The organism is Mediterraneibacter sp. NSJ-151, assembly GCF_022487435.1.
GTDB classification, from domain to species: domain Bacteria; phylum Bacillota; class Clostridia; order Lachnospirales; family Lachnospiraceae; genus Schaedlerella; species Schaedlerella hominis.
The window spans coordinates 22637-44264 of sequence record NZ_JAKVPP010000008.1; the positions used below are offsets into that span (position 1 = coordinate 22637).

Below are 21628 nucleotides of genomic sequence, written 5' to 3' on the forward strand. Positions count from 1 at the left end.
AGAAAAATGAAGCAGGAAAATAAAGAACATAAACTGTTAGAAGTCAGAGATCTCCAAGTCTCTTTCTTTACTCCGGCAGGAGAAGTAAAAGCAGTAAACGGTATTTCCTATGATGTAAATTATAATGAAGTTATGGGTATCGTTGGTGAGTCGGGTTCTGGTAAGAGTGTGGAAGCATATTCCGTTATCGGATTACTTCAGAATCCGGGAAAAGTAGTAGGAGGATCTATTACTTTCGAAGGACAGGATATGCTTTCTAAAACACCAAAAGAGATGGTGGAATTCAGAGGAAAAGAAGTTGCTATGATTTTCCAGAATCCTATGACTTGTCTCAATCCGGTATATACAATCGGAAATCAGCTTGTAGAGGCGTTGAAAGCACACGACAAGAGTGTAAGTAAAGCAGATGCTGAAAAGCGTGCAATGGAGATGCTGGAGCAGGTTGGTATCAATAATGTTGAAAAACGTATGAAACAGTATCCACATGAGTTATCAGGAGGTATGCGGCAGAGAGTAATGATCGCGATGGGACTTATTTGTCATCCAAAACTTCTGATCGCTGATGAGCCTACAACAGCTTTGGACGTAACGATCCAGGCACAGATTCTGGAGTTGATGAAGAAGCTCCAGGAGAAGAATCAGATGGGTATTATTTTTATCACACATAACTTAGGTGTTGTAGCAGAAATTTGTGATAAAGTATCCGTTATGTATGCAGGTAAGATGGTAGAGCAGGGACCGGTAGATGACATTTTCTATAATCCGGGACATCCATACACAATGGGACTGCTTCGTTCTATGCCTCGTGTAGATGCAGAAAAATATGAGCGTCTGATTCCTATCGAGGGAACACCGGTCGATATGTTGAATCCACCGGAAGGATGTCCATTTGCACCACGATGCGAACATGCAAAGAAAATTTGTCTGCAGAAGATGCCACCATATGTACAGATGGGAGACGAACATCGTGCAGCATGCTGGCTTCGTGTACAGGATTGCTTAAATGAGGCAAAGAAAGACCATGCATGGATCAATAATGATGAGAATAATGAAAAAACGGAGGTAGACAGCCATGAGTGAGAAAAATGATGTGCTCGTTCAGGTTGAACACCTGAAAAAATATTTCCCGGTTAAGGGATTAAAAGGGCCTGGGGTTCAGGCAGTAGAAGATATTTCAATCTTTATTAACCGCGGTGAGACACTTGGATTAGTAGGAGAGTCAGGATGTGGAAAAACAACATTGGGACGTACAATTCTCCAGCTTCACGAGCCTACTGCAGGAAAGATTGTTTACGATGGAGAAACAATTTTTGAGAGACAGAACCCGTGGAAGAGAGATGAGAATGGAATTATGCATCCGGTCAAAGTACCAAGAGCAAAACAGGCAAAAATGCTTCCATACAGACGCAAGATGCAGATTATTTTCCAGGATCCTTCAGCCAGCCTTGACCCACGTATGACGGTAGGAGAGATTGTAGGAGAGGCTTTGGATATCCATAAACTCTGTGCATCTAAAAAAGACCGTACAGATCGTATTAAAGAATTACTCGGACGTGTAGGATTAAATACAGAGCATGCGAACCGTTATCCACATGAGTTCTCTGGTGGACAGCAGCAGCGTGTCGGTATTGCACGTGCATTGGCAGTAAACCCAGAATTTATCGTATGTGACGAGCCGATTTCAGCATTGGATGTGTCAATTCAGTCACAGGTTGTTAATATGTTGGAAGATATGCAGCAGGAGATGGGACTTACTTATCTGTTTATCGCGCATGATTTATCAGTTGTTCGCCATATTTCACATCGTATCGGTGTTATGTATCTTGGAACTATGGTAGAGTTGGCAGAAAGTTTTGAGCTGAACCGTCATCCACTGCATCCATATTCTCAGACATTGCTCTCCGCAGTGCCTGTTCCGGATCCGGAAGTGAGCAGACGAAGAAATCGTATCGTTCTTGAGGGAGATATCCCTTCTCCGATGAATCCGCCAAGCGGATGCCGTTTCCATACAAGATGTCCATATGCAATGGATAAATGTAAGGAATGTGTACCGGAATTCAAGGAATATGAAAAAGGCCATTGGGTGGCATGCCACCTGCTTGAGAAGTAAAACTTCTCTTGGACATGGATAACACAGGAAAACCTGTTTATCAATAAAAAAAAGAAGGAGAGAACTATGAAAAAGAAAATTTTATCTGTTATTTTAGCTGCGGCACTTACTTGTTCTATGGTTGTAGGTTGTGGTTCAAGTAAAGAAACAGCAAAAGATGACAAAGCAGCTACATCTAGTAGTGATGGATTCAATGTAACAGTAAACTTCGCATCTGAACCAATGACTATGGATCCGGCTTTAAACTCCACTGTTGATGGTGGTGTTATGGCAAACCACTTGTTCGAAGGTTTAATGAAATGGCAGGATACTGGAGAAGAGGCTGATGGATCTGACGGAACAGTAGATAACGCAGAACTTACTTATGGTCAGGCAGAGAGCTATGATAAAGTTGAGAATGAAGACGGAACAGTTACTTATACATTCCACCTTCGTGACGGTATCAAATGGTCAGACGGAAAAGATGTTACAGCAGGAGATTTTGAATACGCTTGGAAACGTCTTGTTGACCCAGCTACAGCAGCTGACTACAGCTACATGCTTGACAGCGTTGTAAATGCAAATGAAATCATTGCAGGAGAGAAAGATGCTTCTGAACTTGCTGCAAAAGCAGTTGATGATAAGACATTTGAAGTTACTATTACTACAGATGTTCCATATTTCGAAGAAATCTGTGCATTCCCAGCTACAATGCCAGTACGTCAGGATATCATTGAAGAAAAAGGTGATCAGTGGACATTTGATCCATCAACATATATCTCAAATGGTCCTTACAAACTGACAGAGTGGACACATAACTCACAGATCGTTATGGCTAAAAACGAGAACTACTATGATTATGAAAATCTTGGACCAGATACAATTACATTCAAATTGATGGATGATGCAAACGCTATGCTTTCTGGTTTCAAATCAGGAGAACTTGATTTCATCCAGGACGCTCCACAGGCAGAGCTTCCAGGATTGATTGCTTCTGGCGATATGAAAATCTTAAACTACCTTGGAACATATTATGTATGCTTCCAGACACAGAAAGCTCCATTTGACAATCCTAAAGTTCGTGAAGCATTCACACTTGCTGTTGATCGTACTTACATTGTTAATAAAGTAACTCAGTCTGGACAGGTTGAAGCTGGCGGTTATGTACCATCTGGTATCTCTGACGCTGATGGCGGAGACTTCCGTGCAGAAGGTGGAGATTACTATGCTCCAACAGATGAAGATTACGAAGCTAACTGTGAGAAAGCAAGACAGCTTCTTGCAGAAGCAGGATATCCTAACGGAGAAGGATTCCCAGTTGTAGAATATCTGTACAACACAAGTGATGCTCATAAAGCTGTTGCTGAAGCACTTCAGAATATGTGGGAGCAGGAACTTGGTGTAACTGTTACTCTGAACAACCAGGAGTGGGCTGCATTCCTTCAGACACGTAAAGATGGAGATTACTCTATTGCACGTAACGGATGGATTTCTGACTACAACGATCCAATTTCATTCCTTGATATGTGGATGACAGGTGGCGGAAACAATGATGCTCAGTACGCTAACCCAGAGTATGATAACATCATCAAACAGGCTAAAGCTACTTCAGACGCTACAGAGCGTATGAAACTGTTACATCAGGCAGAAGATATTCTTGTTGGTCAGGATTATGTAGTAGATCCACTTTACTTCTATACACAGAAATACATGCTTGCTGATGGAATTGAAGGCACATACTATTGCCCACTTGGATATTTCTTCTTCGGATATACTCATCAGGCAAACTAAATGTTATAATAAAAAGGAATTCTGCTTGCAGGATTCCTTTTTTTAGAATAAGGAGAGACAACATGAAAGCATATGAGAGATTATTAAAGTATGCCAGAATCTGGACAACAAGTGATGAGGAAAGTACGACATCACCGACAACGTCACGTCAGTTTGATCTGGCTAAGCAATTAGTAGAAGAAATGAAAGAAATAGGAATTGAAGATGCCTATATGGATGAGTTTGGATATGTATATGGACATATTCCGGCAACTCCTGGATACGAGGATCGCACTGCGATTGGATTTATTGCACATATGGACACAGCTCCGGATTATAGTGGCGAAAATGTAAATCCACAGATTATTGAAAATTATGATGGAAATGACGTATCTTTAGGAACATCTGGGAAAGTATTGTCTGTTGCTGAATTTCCATCCTTAAAGACTTTAGCAGGAAGAACATTGATCACGACAGATGGAACGACCCTTTTAGGTGCGGATGATAAGGCAGGCATCGCTGAAATCATGACTGTTGCAGAAGAACTGATAAAAGAGAACATCCCGCACGGGAAAGTGTCCATCAGCTTTACAACAGATGAAGAAGTCGGAAGCGGTGCAAAACATATGAATCTGGAAGTGTTTGGGGCACCATTTGCTTATACAGTAGATGGCGGTCCGGAAGGAGAGATTCAGTTTGAAAATTTCAATGCGGCATCAGCTGATTTTTATGTGCATGGGGTAAATGTGCATCCTGGAGAAGCAAAAGGAATCATGAAGAATTCACAAAAGATTGCAATGGAAATTCAGGGAATGCTGCCAGTCGATGAAGCACCTGAATACACCGAAGGCTATGAAGGCTTTTTCCATCTGATGGAAATGACTGGTACTGTAGAAGAAACTAAAATGAGTTATCTTATCCGTGATTTTGATTCAGAGAGTTATGAAAATCGTAAGGAATTGCTTCGAAATATTACAGAAACTGTAAATAAAAAATATGGAGAAGGAACAGTAGAACTGAAGCTGAAAGATTCTTATCGTAATATGCGTGAAAAAATAGAACCATGTATGGAATTGATTGAGTATGCTAAAAAAGCATGTGAGATGGCTGAAGTAAAAGCTGATATTGCACCAATCCGAGGTGGTACAGATGGTGCACGTCTCAGCTTTGTAGGTCTTCCATGTCCAAATCTTGGAACAGGCGGATATGGTTTCCATGGTGCTTTTGAACACATTACAGCAGAAGGTATGGATAAAGCAGCTGCAATTATTAAAAATATTATTTTACAGTTTGCGAAGTAAAGAAAGAAGAACGTAATTTTTGTATGGCGCTTTTTTCAATTCTTGAAACATAAGATCTTGAAATACCAAGTTGTCGTGCGACTTCACGCTGAGTATATTCTTCTCCGTTGTAAAGTCCATAGCGCATTTTTAATACAAGACGTTCACGAGGAGTTAGAAGAGATTCTAACTCCTCATATAATTTTTGTATATTTTGTTTTAGGACAATGCGATCAGAAGCATCGTCCTCATTCGTTTCAATGATATCATATAATTGAATTTCATTTCCTTCTTTATCAATCCCGAGCGGCTCGTAAAGAGAAACCTCTTTATTTGTTTTCTTTTTTGAACGCAGATACATCAGAATTTCATTATCAATACATTTTGAAGCATATGCTGCAAGTCGGTTCCCTTTTTCGCTATTGAATGTCATAACAGATTTGATCAATCCGATTGTACCGATTGAAATTAAATCTTCTATATCGTCATCCGAAGATTGATATTTTTTTATGACATGTGCAACGAGCCGAAGGTTGTGTTCAATTAAAATATGTTTTGCCTGCAGGTCTCCCTCAGTGTATTTTTGAAAATAATACTTTTCTTCCGAAGAAGTGAGCGGGGCAGGGAAAGATTTCAAAAGCATACCTCACAGAACATATTCTGTTTCTGTATATATTTCAGACAGAAACAATTTAATATAGTTTATGATGAAATGAAGAAATTGGTGCTTTTCCAAATATCGACTCTTGTGTATAATAAAAATAAGACAAACTGGATTACATTTTACAGGTGACTGTGAAGTAGCGATAAAAAAGCAGTAATTAGGAGGAAAGACGATGAATAGTGTTGGTGCAGTGATTGTTGCATCTGGATATGGCGGTCATGGAAAAAAACAAAATCCGATGGAAGAGATAGATGATTTGAATGTTGCGGTACAGATTGTGGTGACATTTCAGCGCGCAGGAATCAAAGATATAGTGGTTGTCTGTAAAGAAGAAAAAGAAAATCTGAAAAAAGAATTGAGAGGGTTCGGTGTTAGTTTTTTAAATGATACGGGTGACAATGAAGGAGAGATGTTTTCCGGTGTGAAAAAGGGACTTTCATATCTGGAGACAAGATGTGAAAGAATATTTGTATGCCCGGTAGAAATTGCATTATTTACAAAGGATACTGTGGAACAATTGATGAAGAATCCGGCTAAACTGGTAATTCCTTCGGTGAATTATCATGCCGGTCATCCAATACTTATATCTGCTTCATTGGTTACGTCAATTCTTGGATACCAAGGAGAAAATGGATTGCGTGGAGCAATTCAGAGCCTTTCCGTAGAACCTGTCTATGAAGTTGTCGAAGATGAAGGAATTTTAGTACGTGCAGACAGTGTAAAAAACAGTGATGAGATTGTCAGACAATATGGGGAAACTCGTATGAGGGCAACGGTAAAGGTAAGACTTACAAATCGCAAACCTTTCTTTGGACCAGGAATGGTAACACTTCTTAGAGAAATCGAAAGTCTGGGTTCAGTAAGAGAAGCATCAGAAAAAACAGGAATTTCATATAGTAAAGCCTGGTCAATGATCCGAGATGCAGAAAAAGAGTCCGGACAAACACTTGTAGAGAGACAACCCGGAGGAAAGTTTGGTGGAGCTGCCAATGTATCAAAGGCCGGGAAAGAGATGTTGGAGAAATACGAACAATTAGAGCAGGCAGTAGAGAGTTATACAACAAAAAAATATCAGGAGATTTTTCAAAATTAGAATTGACAATCCGTCAGATTCAAGTTAAGATACAAAGAAAGAATAAAGCTTGTAATGTAACATAGCATTTATTCTTTCTTTTTTAAACATGCATGTTATAAATATCCGCTGAAGAATTCTTTGTCAGCGAACGTCAAAAAGACCATTTTCGGTCGAAGACTCCAATTTAGTAAAGTAAATAAAGAAGGGAAGTGCGTACATGGGATTTAGTACAGTACTGTCTGCAGCTGTATTTGGGCTTAAAGTAGAGCTCGTAAATGTAGAAGCAGATGTAAGTAATGGGCTCCCAATGTTTCATATGGTGGGCTATTTGTCGTCAGAAGTAAAGGAAGCGACAGACAGAGTACGAACGGCAATTCACAATTCAGGAATGGAATTTCCGGCAAAAAAAACAATTATAAACCTTGCTCCGGCAACGATTAAAAAGCGAGGTGCAGCGTTCGACCTGCCGATTGCGGTAGCAATTTTAACAGCATTGGGACAGCTTGAGCAAGCATCGGTGGAAAACATCATGATGCTGGGAGAATTAAGTCTGGATGGAAATGTGAAATCTGTCACAGGTGTTCTTCCGGTTGTACTAGAAGCGAAAAAAAGAGGAATCAAAACTTGTGTTTTACCAAAAGCAAATGCCTTAGAAGGTGCATTAGTTGAAGGAATGAAAGTAATCGGAGTGGAAAATCTGGAAGAAACGGTCTTGTTTTTAACAGGGGAAGCGAAAATTAATGCAACGCTATATTCGTCAAAAGATAGAGGTGAAAATCTTGAACCACCATTAGATTATAGTGATGTTTATGGACAGGCTGCTGTGAAAAGAGCAACGGAAATTGCCGTGGCAGGAAATCATAATTTATTGTTGATCGGACCTCCGGGCAGTGCAAAATCTATGATTGCAAAGAGAATTCCAACAATATTTCCGGAAATGACAAGAGAAGAGAGTATAGAAATTACAAAAATATATAGTGTGATGGGAATGTTGGAAGAAACAGACCCTCTTATTTGTACAAGACCATTTCGAAGCGTACATCATACAGCAACAAAAACATCTTTGGTTGGAGGCGGAAGAATTCCAAGACCGGGTGAAATCAGTCTGGCACATAGCGGCGTTCTATTTTTAGATGAATTACCGGAGTTTTCAAGAGAGGTACTGGAAGTGCTGAGACAACCGTTAGAAGAGCATCAGATTCGGATTGCAAGAGCACAGGGAACATATCAGTTTCCGGCTAATTTTATGCTGGTTGGAGCATTAAATCCCTGTCCTTGCGGATGCTATCCCGATTTGAACAAATGTCGGTGTACAGAAAGAGAAATACAGCAATATATCGGAAAATTAAGTCAGCCATTCCTTGACCGGATGGATATATGTGTGGAGGCACCGAGAGTGGAATATCAGGTTTTGAAAGAAAAAAGAAGAGAAGAAAAATCTGAAGAGATACGAAAACGTGTTTCAAAAGCAAGAAAAATACAGCAAATACGATACCAATCAACAGGAATTTTAACGAATGCAGAATTGGAAGGGAAACAGCTAGAGAAATATTGCAGACTTGGAAAAAAAGAAGAACAAATGATGCGACAGGCATTTTCAAGGCTCGGTTTAACTGCACGAACATATTATAAAATATTGAAGGTAGGACGTACAATTGCAGATTTAGATGAGTCAGAAAATATTGAGTTGAGACATTTGCAGGAGGCCATAGGATATCGGGCTATGGATAAAAAATATTGGGGGAAATAGAAATGATACAAAATGAGAAAAAATATGAATATTGGCTGGCTTCTATTCAGAATTTGTCAGATAATAAAAAACATAAATTGAGAGAGCATATGAATTCTGCCAAGCGTGCTTATTATATAGAAGAAACAGAATTAAACACACTAAATTTTTTGTCGGAAAAGGAAAAAAATGTGATAAAACAGGCGCAAAAGGAGTTGAATCCGGATTATGTGCAAGAAGAGTTGGAGAAAAAAGGAGTTTCTGTTGTTTTACGGTTTGAAGAAAAATATCCACGACAATTGCAGTCGATACCAGACAGACCATATGCGATATTTTATAAAGGAAGTTTGCCAACAACAGAAAAATATAGTGTGGGAATTGTAGGAGCGAGACAGTGTACGCCATATGGAGAAAAATATGCTTTTGAATTTGCACAGCAGCTTGCACAACATCGGGTGCAAATCATCAGCGGTCTTGCGAAAGGAATTGATGGAATTAGTCAGAGAGGAGCATTGATGGGAGGCGGACAAACATTTGCAGTCCTTGGTAATGGTGTGGACATTTGTTATCCAAGAGAAAATATCGGTCTGTATCATGATATTATCGAACAAGGTGGTGGAATTTTATCAGAATTTCCACTTGGAGCGCCACCTTTGGGATTCCAATTTCCAAAACGGAACAGAATTATCAGCGGTCTTTCAAATGTGTTATTGGTTATAGAAGCAAGAGAAAAAAGCGGCTCATTGATTACTGCTGATATGGCACTGGAGCAAGGGCGAGATGTCTATGCATTGCCCGGACCAATCAACAGTGCTTTGAGTTCGGGATGTAACCGGCTTATATGGCAAGGTGCAGGTATATTGTTATCACCGGAACAATTACTGGAAGAACTTGGGATTATAAATGTAGCAGAAGGTGTCGAATTTAAAGAAAAAGAACAAGAAAAGAAAAAAGTGCTTGAAACAAAGGAAAATTTGGTGTATAGTTCAGTTGGTCTTTATCCTAAAAGTGCGAATCAAATTATGGAGGAAACAGGACTACAGGTTTCTATCGTTTTTCAAATTTTGAGTGCATTACAGATACAAGGCTTAATTCGGGAAATATCAAAAAATTATTATATAAAAGTATGAGAAAGCTAGATGAATGGCAGAAATTCTGCCTATAATGGAGGAAAATGTTTTTATGGCACATTATCTTGTTATTGTGGAGTCACCTGCAAAAGTAAAAACAATCAAGAAATTTTTAGGAAGCAATTATACAGTGGCAGCTTCAAATGGACATGTAAGGGATCTCCCAAAGAGTCAGCTCGGTATCGATGTGGAGAATGATTATGAACCGAAATATATTACGATCAGAGGAAAAGGAGATATTCTTGCAAATCTGAGAAAGGAAGCAAAAAAAGCTGATAAAGTGTTTCTTGCAACTGACCCGGACCGTGAGGGAGAAGCTATTTCCTGGCATCTTGCAGCGGCGTTAAAATTGGACGACAAGAAGATGCGTCGTATTACATTTAATGAGATCACAAAAAATGCAGTCAAAGCATCATTAAAAGCTCCAAGAGAGATTGATATGGATCTTGTGGATGCACAGCAGGCACGTCGTGCATTGGACCGTATGGTTGGATACAAGATCAGTCCACTGCTTTGGGCAAAAGTGAAGAGAGGCTTGAGCGCAGGTCGAGTACAGTCTGTTGCACTGCGTATTATTGCAGATCGTGAAGATGAGATTAATGCATTTATTCCGGAAGAATATTGGACATTGGATACAATTTTAAAAGTAAAAGGTGAAAAACGCCCATTGACTGCGAAATTTTATGGAACGGTTGATAAAAAAATAACGATTCATTCAGAGGAAGAGATGAATCAGATTTTGAAAGAGCTGGAGAATGTAGAATATAAAGTGACAGATATAAAGACAGGGGAGCGTTCAAGAAAAGCACCTCTGCCATTTACAACAAGTACATTGCAGCAGGAAGCATCAAAGGTGTTAAATTTTGCAACACAGAAGACAATGCGTATTGCACAGCAATTGTATGAAGGAATTGATGTCAAAGGGAATGGAACAGTCGGTGTCATTACCTATCTGCGTACAGATTCAACACGAATCTCAGAGGAAGCAGATGCAGCAGCAAGAAGTTATATTTCAGAGACTTATGGCAGCGAGTTTGTGACGGAAGGCAGTACAGAGAAAAAGACAGGGAAGAAGATTCAAGATGCGCATGAAGCGATCCGACCTTCTGATATTACAAGAACACCAGCATCATTGAAAGACTCTTTGACAAGAGATCAGTTTAGATTATATCAGTTGATTTGGAAACGTTTTACTGCAAGTAGAATGAAACCAGCAGTGTTTGAAACAACTTCTGTAAAAATCGGTGCGGCAAAGTATGTATTTACAGTATCTACATCAAGATGTGTGTTTGAAGGATTCCGCACAGTTTATACAGAGGCTGATGAAGAAAAGGAAGTAAGTAATGTTCTTGTGAACGGATTGAGTACAGAATCTGTTCTTACAAAGAAAGAGGATGAAACAAAACAACATTTCACACAGCCACCGGCACATTATACAGAAGCATCTCTTGTAAAGGTATTGGAGGAGCAGGGAATTGGACGACCAAGTACGTATGCACCGACAATTTCAACGATCATTGCAAGACGATATGTTACAAAAGAGGGCAGAAATCTGTATATGACAGAAATCGGAGAGGTTGTAAATAATATCATGAAGCAGTCCTTTCCAAGTATTGTGGATGTGAGCTTTACAGCAAATATGGAAGGGCTTCTGGATATGGTAGAAGAAGGAAAGGTCGCATGGAAAGAAGTAATCCGTAATTTCTATCCGGATTTGGATGAAGCAGTTCAAATTGCAGAAAAGGAACTGGAGAGTGTTAAGATTGAAGATGAAGTTACAGATGTGATATGCGAAGAGTGTGGACGTAATATGGTTGTAAAATATGGACCACATGGAAAGTTCCTCGCATGTCCCGGATTCCCGGAATGTAGAAATACAAAACCATATCTTGAGAAGATTGGAGTTCCGTGTCCTGTTTGCGGCAAGGAAGTTGTAATCAGAAAAACGAAAAAAGGAAGACGTTACTACGGATGTGAGAATAATCCGGAATGTGAATTTATGTCTTGGCAGAAACCATCGAAAAAGAAGTGTCCGAAATGTGGAGGATACATGGTTGAAAAGGGAAATAAGCTGGTTTGTGCCGATGAAAAATGCGGATACGTAGAGACGATTGAAAAAGAGAACGCATAATAAAAAGTTTATTGAAATATTCGAAAAAAATATGAGCACTTTGATTGAAAAGTTAGGAATTGTATGATAATATACCCTTATATGGTGATTTAATATGAGTTGTACATACAATTCGGACATGGAGGAAAATGATGAGTGTACAGTTATTAGATAAAACAAGAAAAATCAATAAATTATTGCATAACAATAATTCGAGCAAGGTTGTATTCAATGATATTTGCGCTGTCATGACAGAAATTCTTGATTCGAATGTACTGGTTGTAAGTAAAAAAGGAAAAGTTTTAGGTACAAGTAAATCAGTCAATGTAAAAGAAATCAAAGAATTATTGGAAGAACGTGTGGGCGCTCATATCGATAAGATGCTGAATGAACGTTTGCTTAGCATTTTATCTACAAAAGAGAATGTCAATCTTGAGACTCTTGGATTTTCAGGGGATGTTGTGAAAGGCTATCAGGCAATTATCACACCAATCGACATTGCAGGAGAGCGTCTTGGAACGTTATTTATCTACAAGCAAAATGAAGGATATGAGATTGACGACATTATTTTGAGTGAGTACGGAACAGCGGTAGTCGGACTTGAGATGCTTCGTTCTGTTAATGAGGAAAGTGCAGAAGAGACAAGAAAAGAGCATATTGTTCAGTCTGCGATCAGTACATTATCTTTCTCAGAGCTTGAGGCAATTGTTCACATTTTTGATGAATTGAATGGAACAGAAGGAATCCTTGTGGCAAGTAAGATTGCAGATCGCGTCGGAATTACAAGATCAGTAATCGTAAATGCATTGCGCAAATTTGAAAGTGCAGGAGTTATTGAATCGCGTTCTTCAGGAATGAAAGGTACTTATATCAAAGTGTTGAATGATTATGTATTCACAGAATTAGAGAAGATTAAAAAAGAAAGAATGTAATTTGAAAGTTCAACCAGAAAGGGTATCAGTATTCTGATGCCCTTTCGTTTTCAGAAAAAAGATTCATTCATAATTTTTAAAGGTGTAGAATAATATAAAGGAGGACCGGAAATGTACGAAGGAAATGCAGTTGCGCTGCAAATGATAAAAACAATTTCGGCGGATGGAGTATTTGATGATGCAACACATCGTTGTCAGGTGTTCCGCTACGATATGGAAGAAGATTATATTTATTTGAAATTGAGAGAGAACGATCTTAAAGCAATTTCACTTGATGCAAAATATCAGTGTTATATTTCAACTAGAACAGAACTGTTATCCTGCAGTGGAGTAGTAAAAGAACGTTATCAGTCAGAAAACGGTAATATACTGGTATTTCGGATTGAAAACGGGTTTTATGTTTTAGACAGAAAGAATAAATAAATATAGATAAAAAATTTATAAACTCTGTTGACAAATAGTTAGCAGAGTGTTATTTTATATTCATGGGTTAGCACTCGAGAGAAATGAGTGCTAATAAATAGCTTTTTAAGGAGGAATTACAATGAAATTAGTACCATTAGGTGATAAAATTGTATTGAAGCAGTTAGAAGCAGAGGAAACAACAAAGTCTGGTATTGTATTACCTGGACAGGCAAAAGAAAAACCACAGGAAGCAGAAGTAATTGCAGTCGGACCTGGCGGTAATATAGATGGAAAAGAAGTAACAATGCAGGTGAAAGTCGGAGATAAAGTTATTTACTCTAAATATGCAGGAACAGACGTAGAGCTGGAAGGCGAGAAATATATCGTTGTAAAACAGAGCGATATCTTAGCAATCGTTGAGGCATAACATAGAAGAATAAAAAGGCGGAGAATAGTATCCGCTTTTTAAAATGAGAAGCAGAATTTGCAAGATAGAATTGGAGGAGTTATATCATGGCAAAAGAAATTAAATATGGTGCAGAAGCCAGAGCAGCATTAGAAGCAGGTGTGAACAAACTTGCTGATACAGTAAGAGTAACAATCGGACCAAAAGGAAGAAACGTAGTATTGGATAAATCTTTTGGAGCACCACTGATTACGAATGATGGTGTTACAATTGCAAAAGAAATTGAACTTGAAGATGGATTTGAGAACATGGGAGCACAGCTTATCAGAGAAGTTGCTGCGAGAACAAATGATGTGGCAGGAGATGGTACAACAACAGCAACAGTTCTCGCACAGGCAATGGTTAATGCAGGAATGAAGAACCTGGCAGCAGGTGCTAACCCAATCGTACTTCGTAAAGGTATGAAAAAAGCAACAGACAAAGCTGTAGAAGCAATTGCAGATATGAGCAGCAAAGTAACAGGCAAAGAGCAGATTGCAAGAGTTGCAGCGGTATCTTCAGGAGATGAGTCTGTCGGACAGATGGTAGCAGATGCAATGGAAAAAGTTTCTAACGATGGAGTTATTACAATCGAAGAATCTAAAACAATGCAGACAGAGCTTGACCTTGTGGAAGGTATGCAGTTCGATCGTGGCTATATTTCAGCTTACATGGCAACAGATATGGAGAAGATGGAAGCAGTTCTGGATGATCCATATATTTTAATTACAGACAAGAAGATTTCTAATATTCAGGATATCCTTCCTGTTTTGGAACAGATTGTTCAGTCAGGAGCAAGACTTTTGATCATTGCTGAAGATATCGAAGGAGAAGCACTTACAACATTGATCGTAAATAAATTGCGTGGAACATTTAATGTAGTAGCTGTAAAAGCACCGGGATATGGTGACAGAAGAAAAGAAATGCTTCAGGATATCGCTATTTTGACAGGTGGTCAGGTGATTTCAGAAGAACTCGGTATGGATCTTAAAGAGGCTACAATGGATCAGCTTGGACGTGCAAAATCTGTAAAAGTTCAGAAAGAGAATACAGTTATCGTAGATGGCTGTGGAGATAAAGAAGCTATCAACGGAAGAGTTGAACAGATTAAGAAAGCAATCGATGAGACAACATCAGATTTCGATCGCGAAAAATTACAGGAAAGACTTGCAAAACTGGCAGGTGGAGTAGCTGTAATCCGTGTTGGTGCTGCAACAGAGACAGAGATGAAAGAAGCAAAGCTTCGTATGGAAGATGCCTTGAATGCTACAAGAGCAGCTGTTGAAGAGGGAATTATCGCAGGAGGTGGTTCTGCATACATCCACGCTTCAAAAGAAGTTGCAAAACTTGCCGATGAATTGGAAGGCGATGAGAAAACAGGTGCTCAGATTATTCTGAAAGCACTGGAAGCACCATTGTTCCACATTGCACATAATGCAGGACTGGAAGGATCTGTTATAATTAATAAAGTTAGAGAATCAGAGCCAGGAGTTGGATTTGATGCATATAAAGAAGAGTATGTAGATATGGTAAAAGAAGGAATTCTGGATCCAGCTAAAGTTACAAGAAGTGCATTACAGAATGCAACAAGTGTAGCATCTACATTATTAACAACAGAGTCTGTTGTTTCAACAATTAAAGAAGATACTCCTGCAATGCCAGCTGGTGGAGCAGGCGGAATGGGTATGATGTAATAAACATTCTATTGAAAATAGAGAAGAGCCCGGTACAACGTACCGGGCTCTTTTTCGGTATATCAGGAAGTGATTTTGACAGGTTTAATAGATAGGGTTATAAAAGAATATTAGCAAAAATAATGGGTATAAAATAAAGAACAAATAATTCAAATTTTGGTGCGAGATTACTCTTGACAAGTATACTTAATTTTTGTAGTATATCAGATAAATATTTACGACAATATTTACGTTTGGAGAAAGAGAGGAAGATAATCATGGGTAAAATTATTGGAGAAGGAATTACATTTGATGATGTGCTGCTGGTTCCGGCATACTCGGAAGTGATTCCAAATCAAGTAGATTTATCAACACATTTAACAAAAAAAATTAAACTGAATATTCCAATGATGAGTGCAGGTATGGATACTGTTACAGAACATCGCATGGCAATTGCAATGGCTCGTCAGGGAGGAATCGGTATCATTCATAAGAACATGAGCATTGAGCAGCAGGCAGAAGAGGTTGATAAGGTAAAGAGATCAGAGAACGGAGTTATTACAGATCCATTTTATCTTTCACCGGAACATACATTGGCAGATGCGAATGATCTGATGGCAAAATACCGTATTTCAGGTGTTCCAATTACAGAAGGAAGAAAGCTTGTAGGTATTATTACAAATCGTGATTTAAAATTCGAAGAAGACTTCTCTAAAAAGATTAAAGAGTCTATGACATCAGAAGGTCTTGTTACAGCACCAGAAGGAATTACATTGGAGGAAGCAAAGAAAATCCTTGCAAAAGCAAGAAAAGAGAAACTTCCAATTGTAGATGCAGAGGGCAATCTGAAAGGACTTGTTACAATTAAAGATATTGAAAAACAGATTAAATACCCATTATCAGCAAAAGATTCTCAGGGAAGACTGCTTTGCGGTGCGGCAATCGGTATCACAGCAAATTGCCTGGAGAGAGTAGAGGCTCTTGTGAAAGCAAAAGTAGATGTGGTCGTTATGGATTCAGCACACGGACATTCTGCAAACGTAATCAAGACAGTTCGTATGGTTAAAGAAAAATATCCAGATCTTCAGGTTATCGCAGGTAATGTTGCAACAGGAGCAGCAACAAGAGCATTAATCGAAGCTGGTGTAGATGCTGTTAAAGTTGGTATCGGACCTGGATCTATTTGTACAACACGTGTTGTTGCGGGAATCGGTGTTCCACAGATTACTGCTGTTATGGATTGTTACGAAGTGGCAAAAGAATACGGAGTTCCGATTATTGCTGACGGAGGTATCAAGTTCTCAGGAGATATGACAAAAGCAATTGCAGCCGGAGCAAATGTATGTATGATGGGAAGCATCTTTGCCGGATGTGATGAAAGCCCAGGAACATTTGAATTATATCAGGGAAGAAAATATAAAGTATATCGTGGCATGGGTTCTATTTCTGCTATGGAGAATGGAAGCAAAGACCGTTATTTCCAGGAGAATGCAAAGAAATTAGTTCCAGAAGGTGTAGAAGGCCGTGTGGCATATAAAGGATTAGTAGAAGATACTGTATTCCAGCTCATGGGCGGACTTCGTTCTGGTATGGGATATTGCGGAACTGCTACAATTGAAGAACTGAAAGAAAATGGACAGTTTGTGAAGATTTCAGCTGCTTCATTAAAAGAAAGTCATCCACATGATATTCATATTACAAAAGAAGCACCAAACTATAGTGTAGAACAGTAGTATAATAAAGTTTAAATATTGGTCAGTATGAAATGTTTTTAAAATCATACTGACCTTTTTCATTTGTAGGAAAAACTCATAAAATGTGTTATGATAAGTACATGCAGAAGAAAAAAAGAAAATCAAATCATTCAATTAAAAAATATCATAGAAAATCTAGAAGAAACCGAACGAAAAAACTGGTGATCATCGGGGTGATTTTACTTATAGTGATTCTTGGAATAGGAATCATGCAAAGAAGATATGGGAGGGAACGACAGGGTCATTTGGATGTGGATGCATCTCAACCAGATATTGATGTACAGCTTTTAGATATTAATGAATATTCCAGACCGGGGATTGAGTCAGATCCAATCACCGGAATTGTAATTCATTATACAGCAAACCCCGGGAGCACGGCACAGCAGAATCGGGATTATTTCAATGGATTAAAAGATAGTCATGAAACATCCGTCAGCAGTCATTTTGTAGTGGGGCTTGAGGGAGAAATTGTACAATGTGTGCCGACTTGGGAGATTGCATATGCCTCAAATGAGAGAAATCATGACACGGTATCAATAGAATGCTGTCATCCGGATGAAACCGGGAAATTTAATGACGAGACATATAAATCAGTAGTACAGTTGACAGCTTTTTTATGTGAAAAATATGGACTTACACAGGAAAATGTGATCCGACATTATGATGTTACAGGAAAAATATGTCCGAAATATTTTGTAGAACATGAAGATGCGTGGCAGGCATTTAAAGAAGATGTGGGAGCGGCATTACAAAAAGACAAGCAAAAATAACGATAGAACAAGCTGTTCGTGTTGCAAGGTGGTTAGAAACTTGCTATAATACACAAAGCATAGCGTACAAAATAAGTGGAGATAGATAAAGATGTTTAATAAATTTTTCCCGGACGAATATATGGCTTCAACATATGTGATTTCATTTGAAAAATTATATAAAGAAGGATATCGAGGAGTAATTTTTGATATTGACAATACATTAGTCCCACATGGGGCACCGGCTGATGAAAGAGCAAAAAAATTATTTGCAAGGCTTGAGAAGATAGGCTTTCAGTCATGTCTGCTGTCAAACAATCAAGAACCGAGAGTGAAGATGTTTAATCAGGATATTCAGACAAATTATATTTATAACGCACATAAACCATCAACAAAAAATTATGTAAAAGCAATGGAGAAGATGGGGACAGACAAAGAAAATACGCTCTTTGTCGGAGATCAGCTTTTTACAGATGTGTGGGGAGCGAAACGTGCCGGTATCCGTAATATTCTTGTAAAACCAATTCATCCAAAAGAGGAAATCCAGATTGTTTTGAAGCGATATTTAGAGAGAATTGTGTTGTTTTTTTACAAGAAAGAGCAAAAGAAGAGCTCTTAATATAAAAAAAGGTTGAAAAAACTATAAAATTATTATAGAATTATACTTAGTTTAAAAGTTAGGCGTATTTGTGCGCAATTTTAAGGAGGATTACAAATGATTTCAGCAGGAGATTTTAAGAATGGTGTAACAGTCGAAATCGATGGAAATATTTATCAGATTTTGGAGTTCCAGCATGTAAAACCTGGAAAAGGTGCAGCATTTGTTAGAACAAAATTAAAAAATATCATCAGTGGTGGAGTAGTTGAAAAAACTTTCAGACCAACTGAAAAATTCCCAAAAGCTCATATCGACAGAAAAGATATGCAGTACTTATATCAGGATGGAGATCTTTACAACTTTATGGATGTTGAGACATACGATCAGATTGCACTGAACTCAGATGTTGTAGGGGATGCATTGAAGTTTGTAAAAGAGAACGAGACTGTAAAAGTATGTTCACACAATGGCAATGTATTCTCAGTAGAGCCACCATTGTTTGTAGAGCTTGCAATTACAGAGACAGAGCCAGGATTTAAGGGTGATACAGCACAGGGTGCTACAAAACCAGCAATCGTTGAAACAGGAGCTACTGTTATGGTTCCATTGTTCGTAGAACAGGGAGACGTTTTGAAGATTGATACACGTACAGGAGAATACTTGTCACGAGTATAATCGATACAAAGAATAAAGTAGGCAGACAGAGGGTCTGCTTTTGTGGGAAGCGTTGTAGATAGAGATTCTACAGCGCTTCTTTTCTGATGTACGTACGGCAAAAAACTAAGGGATCTTTTGTGTTATATGAACAGCTTTGAAGTTTTTACGAAAATGATTGCGAGAAATTTGTTTCTTTTTGAAAAAAACAGTTGCTTTTTAGTGAGCGATTCGATATAATCTTCCTACATAATATATTTCAAATCAATTAGCAAATCGCTAATATTTCATGCACGAATCGTGCGGATTTCTCAGTTGAATTTAAAGATGAACCACCGAAAAAGAAAGGAGCATATATGGAATACAAAAAGTTTGTATGTATGGTGGAAGAAAAACTGAATTTAAAATTGGAAGGAGGAATGAAGGCGTCGAAGTATTCTGTTGTAAAAAATAATGGAATGGAAAAAACAGGGATGATACTGGAAAGTGACGAATATAATATCGCACCGGCAATCTATTTGGAAGAATTTTTTGAACAATATCAAAAAGGAATGTCAATTGATAGAATTGTAAATGAGATTCTGGAATTTTATGAAAAAGTAAAAGTAGAAGAAGACTACGATGTATCACAATTATCGTTGTATGAGAATGTAAAGAAGAAAATTGCATTTAAGCTGGTGAATACAGAAAAGAATCAGCAGATGTTAAAAGAGGTTCCACATATTCCATTGCTGGATCTGAGTATTGTTTTTTACATTTTAGTTGATGTAGATGAGAAGGGGAGTGCAACCATTCAGATTCGAAATGAACATATCGAAAACTGGAATGTAAATGTGGAACAATTATATAAGGATGCAAAGCTTAATGTAAAATGTTTGATCCCTGCAAGACTGATGTGTATGCAACATGTGATAGAAAAGCTTTGCGACATATCAAAGGGGGAAGAAAAAGATTTGTTGAAAGCAAAATTCCCGCCTGAGAATAAAGAATTTATGTATATTCTGACAAATTCAATTCACCAATTTGGAGCTGCAGTACTTGCTTATCCAAATATTCTGGAAATGGCATCGCGAATTATCGGTGAAGATTTCTATCTGCTGCCAAGCAGTATCCATGAAGTGATTTTGATTCCAAAATCGAAAAGCCCTGATTTAAAAGATTTAAATGAAATGATTAATGAAGTCAATGAAACTCAGGTTCAAGAAGAGGAAGTTTTGAGTGATCATGCATACTATTATGAAAAGAACACACATACATTGATGATGGGAAAGTGTTTGAGTGAAATATAAATATTTTCATTAAAATTGTTTACAGAAAGTGAGTTAAATGGATTAAAGCCAAGGAGGATACTGCGTTACCGTTCACAGTACCTGTGAACAGCAACGATACTGCCTGTCTTCCGGACAGGCAGTATCCAAATCCTCTTTACTTTTAGAAAAAAGTATGTTAAAGTAATGCTTGTGTTCTTGGAATAATCTAAGAATAAGAATTTGCGTTTGTAGCTCAGGGGATAGAGCGCTGCCCTCCGGAGGCAGGAGCGGCGGTTCGAATCCGCCCAGACGCGAGTAAAAAGATGCCGTATAATTTTACGGCATCTTTTCTTTTTTTGCTTTAAATTTCTCGAATCAAATCAAGCAGATTCGGATTAAAAGTATTGTTTCTTAACATTTCAATTTCGTATTTGTATGGCGGATAAGATTTTTTCGCATTTTCTAAATCTGGAACATATGGAGTTTCTAAGATTTTAGGGATATTTTCAAAATCTTTATGATGCACAATATAATTCAGCGCATCAAAACCAATCTCTCCAAAACCAATATTAGCGTGACGATCCTTTGCAGCTCCAGGTATATTTTTGCTGTCGTTGATGTGAAAAACAGCAATCTGTTCCTTCCCCAATATTTGATCAAATTTATCGATGACATCATCAAAGTGATGGATAATATCATAACCGGCATCGCTAATATGGCAGGTATCAAAACAAACGCGAAGTTTTTCATTACATATAACACCGTCATAGATACGAGCAAGTTCTTCGAAAGAACGTCCTATCTCAGAGCCTTTTCCGGCCATTGTTTCCAGTGCAATATAGCAGTCAGTGTCGTGTGTGAGTACTTCATTTAAGCCTTTTATAATCTGGGCAGTTCCGATATCAACACCTTCACCAACATGAGAACCGGGATGCAGAATCAAGGTGTGACTTCGGCAGGCAATGGTGCGTTCAATTTCTTTCGCAAGAAATTCTGTTGCAAGTTCAAAAGTTTCTGGCTTGACGGCATTCCCCAGATTGATAATATAAGGTGCATGAACAATGATTTCTTCTATATTGTGGGACGCCATGTACTCCCATGCTGCGTCAATATTTAACTCACTTATATCTTTTCTGCGAGTGTTTTGTGGGGCTCCTGTATAGAACATAAATGTATTGGCGCCGTAGGAAACAGCTTCTTTTGCTGAGCCAAGCAACATTTCTTTTCCTTTCATTCCTACGTGTGATCCGATTTTTAGCATAATTTCCTCCAAAATGATTTGATAAATTTCTTGATAGAACTCATTATAAATGATAGAATA

At 38.3% G+C, this 21628-nt stretch carries 19 protein-coding genes and 1 tRNA gene; 18 read left to right on the plus strand and 2 right to left on the minus strand.

Annotated elements, in window-relative coordinates:
• Nucleotides 1-6: 6 nt before the first annotated feature.
• From LQE94_RS09600 to pepT, 4 genes are all read left to right on the plus strand, one after another.
• Nucleotides 7-1080 carry an ABC transporter ATP-binding protein gene (locus LQE94_RS09600; RefSeq protein WP_240577563.1) on the plus strand — a complete coding sequence of 358 codons (1074 nt, stop codon included), beginning with the start codon at nucleotides 7-9 and terminating at the stop codon, nucleotides 1078-1080.
• Complete coding sequence (locus LQE94_RS09605; RefSeq protein WP_022076051.1) at nucleotides 1073-2110, plus strand: ABC transporter ATP-binding protein; 1038 nt, start codon at nucleotides 1073-1075, stop codon at nucleotides 2108-2110. Before LQE94_RS09600 ends, LQE94_RS09605 begins: the two co-directional genes overlap by 8 nt.
• Before the next feature lie 66 nt (nucleotides 2111-2176).
• Nucleotides 2177-3880, plus strand: a complete 1704-nt coding sequence (locus tag LQE94_RS09610) for a peptide ABC transporter substrate-binding protein (RefSeq protein ID WP_240577564.1) — start codon at nucleotides 2177-2179, stop codon at nucleotides 3878-3880.
• Between the two features lie 62 nt (nucleotides 3881-3942).
• Nucleotides 3943-5160 (plus strand): peptidase T, encoded by a 1218-nt coding sequence (gene pepT / locus LQE94_RS09615; protein WP_240577565.1) that lies wholly within the window; start codon nucleotides 3943-3945, stop codon nucleotides 5158-5160.
• Here the strand turns inward: pepT and sigK are convergent.
• Nucleotides 5138-5776: an RNA polymerase sporulation sigma factor SigK gene (sigK, locus tag LQE94_RS09620; RefSeq protein ID WP_022076048.1), complete on the minus strand. Its 639-nt coding sequence runs from the start codon at nucleotides 5774-5776 to the stop codon at nucleotides 5138-5140. The genes pepT and sigK overlap by 23 nt on opposite strands.
• A gap of 199 nt (nucleotides 5777-5975) precedes the next feature.
• On the opposite strand from sigK, the gene LQE94_RS09625 reads away from it, so the two are divergent.
• The 14 genes from LQE94_RS09625 (at nucleotide 5976) to LQE94_RS09690 (ending at nucleotide 20621) form a co-directional block, all read left to right on the plus strand.
• The gene (locus tag LQE94_RS09625) at nucleotides 5976-6896 is read left to right on the plus strand and encodes an NTP transferase domain-containing protein (RefSeq protein WP_240577566.1); all 921 of its coding nucleotides are present in this window, start codon (nucleotides 5976-5978) and stop codon (nucleotides 6894-6896) included.
• 199 nt (nucleotides 6897-7095) lie between these two features.
• Complete coding sequence (locus tag LQE94_RS09630) at nucleotides 7096-8628, plus strand: YifB family Mg chelatase-like AAA ATPase (RefSeq protein WP_240577567.1); 1533 nt, start codon at nucleotides 7096-7098, stop codon at nucleotides 8626-8628.
• A 2-nt stretch (nucleotides 8629-8630) separates the two neighbouring features.
• Nucleotides 8631-9737 carry a DNA-processing protein DprA gene (gene dprA / locus LQE94_RS09635; protein ID WP_240577568.1) on the plus strand — a complete coding sequence of 369 codons (1107 nt, stop codon included), beginning with the start codon at nucleotides 8631-8633 and terminating at the stop codon, nucleotides 9735-9737.
• A 52-nt stretch (nucleotides 9738-9789) separates the two neighbouring features.
• A complete protein-coding gene (gene topA, locus LQE94_RS09640) occupies nucleotides 9790-11868 on the plus strand; it encodes a type I DNA topoisomerase (protein WP_240577569.1) in 2079 nt (692 codons plus the stop codon).
• 131 nt (nucleotides 11869-11999) lie between these two features.
• Complete coding sequence (gene codY, locus LQE94_RS09645) at nucleotides 12000-12779, plus strand: GTP-sensing pleiotropic transcriptional regulator CodY (RefSeq protein ID WP_022076043.1); 780 nt, start codon at nucleotides 12000-12002, stop codon at nucleotides 12777-12779.
• Nucleotides 12780-12890: 111 nt separating this feature from the next.
• Complete coding sequence (locus LQE94_RS09650; protein ID WP_022076042.1) at nucleotides 12891-13202, plus strand: hypothetical protein; 312 nt, start codon at nucleotides 12891-12893, stop codon at nucleotides 13200-13202.
• A 121-nt stretch (nucleotides 13203-13323) separates the two neighbouring features.
• Nucleotides 13324-13611 carry a co-chaperone GroES gene (locus tag LQE94_RS09655; RefSeq protein WP_022076041.1) on the plus strand — a complete coding sequence of 96 codons (288 nt, stop codon included), beginning with the start codon at nucleotides 13324-13326 and terminating at the stop codon, nucleotides 13609-13611.
• A gap of 86 nt (nucleotides 13612-13697) precedes the next feature.
• Nucleotides 13698-15323 (plus strand): chaperonin GroEL, encoded by a 1626-nt coding sequence (gene groL, locus LQE94_RS09660; RefSeq protein ID WP_240577570.1) that lies wholly within the window; start codon nucleotides 13698-13700, stop codon nucleotides 15321-15323.
• 257 nt (nucleotides 15324-15580) lie between these two features.
• Nucleotides 15581-17035, plus strand: a complete 1455-nt coding sequence (gene guaB, locus LQE94_RS09665; RefSeq protein WP_022076039.1) for an IMP dehydrogenase — start codon at nucleotides 15581-15583, stop codon at nucleotides 17033-17035.
• A gap of 83 nt (nucleotides 17036-17118) precedes the next feature.
• Entirely contained in the window at nucleotides 17119-17826 is a 708-nt protein-coding gene (locus LQE94_RS09670) for a peptidoglycan recognition protein family protein (protein ID WP_240577571.1), read from the plus strand.
• Between the two features lie 91 nt (nucleotides 17827-17917).
• Nucleotides 17918-18424 carry a YqeG family HAD IIIA-type phosphatase gene (locus LQE94_RS09675; protein ID WP_022076037.1) on the plus strand — a complete coding sequence of 169 codons (507 nt, stop codon included), beginning with the start codon at nucleotides 17918-17920 and terminating at the stop codon, nucleotides 18422-18424.
• A gap of 96 nt (nucleotides 18425-18520) precedes the next feature.
• Nucleotides 18521-19078, plus strand: coding sequence for an elongation factor P (gene efp, locus LQE94_RS09680; RefSeq protein WP_117989383.1), 558 nt, complete (start codon nucleotides 18521-18523; stop codon nucleotides 19076-19078).
• A 335-nt stretch (nucleotides 19079-19413) separates the two neighbouring features.
• Nucleotides 19414-20346 carry a DUF5688 family protein gene (locus tag LQE94_RS09685; protein ID WP_118724429.1) on the plus strand — a complete coding sequence of 311 codons (933 nt, stop codon included), beginning with the start codon at nucleotides 19414-19416 and terminating at the stop codon, nucleotides 20344-20346.
• 203 nt (nucleotides 20347-20549) lie between these two features.
• Nucleotides 20550-20621: transfer RNA gene (locus tag LQE94_RS09690), tRNA-Arg, on the plus strand.
• A 47-nt stretch (nucleotides 20622-20668) separates the two neighbouring features.
• Here LQE94_RS09690 and LQE94_RS09695 read toward each other — a convergent pair.
• Nucleotides 20669-21568: a deoxyribonuclease IV gene (locus LQE94_RS09695; protein ID WP_118724428.1), complete on the minus strand. Its 900-nt coding sequence runs from the start codon at nucleotides 21566-21568 to the stop codon at nucleotides 20669-20671.
• Nucleotides 21569-21628 lie beyond the last annotated feature (60 nt).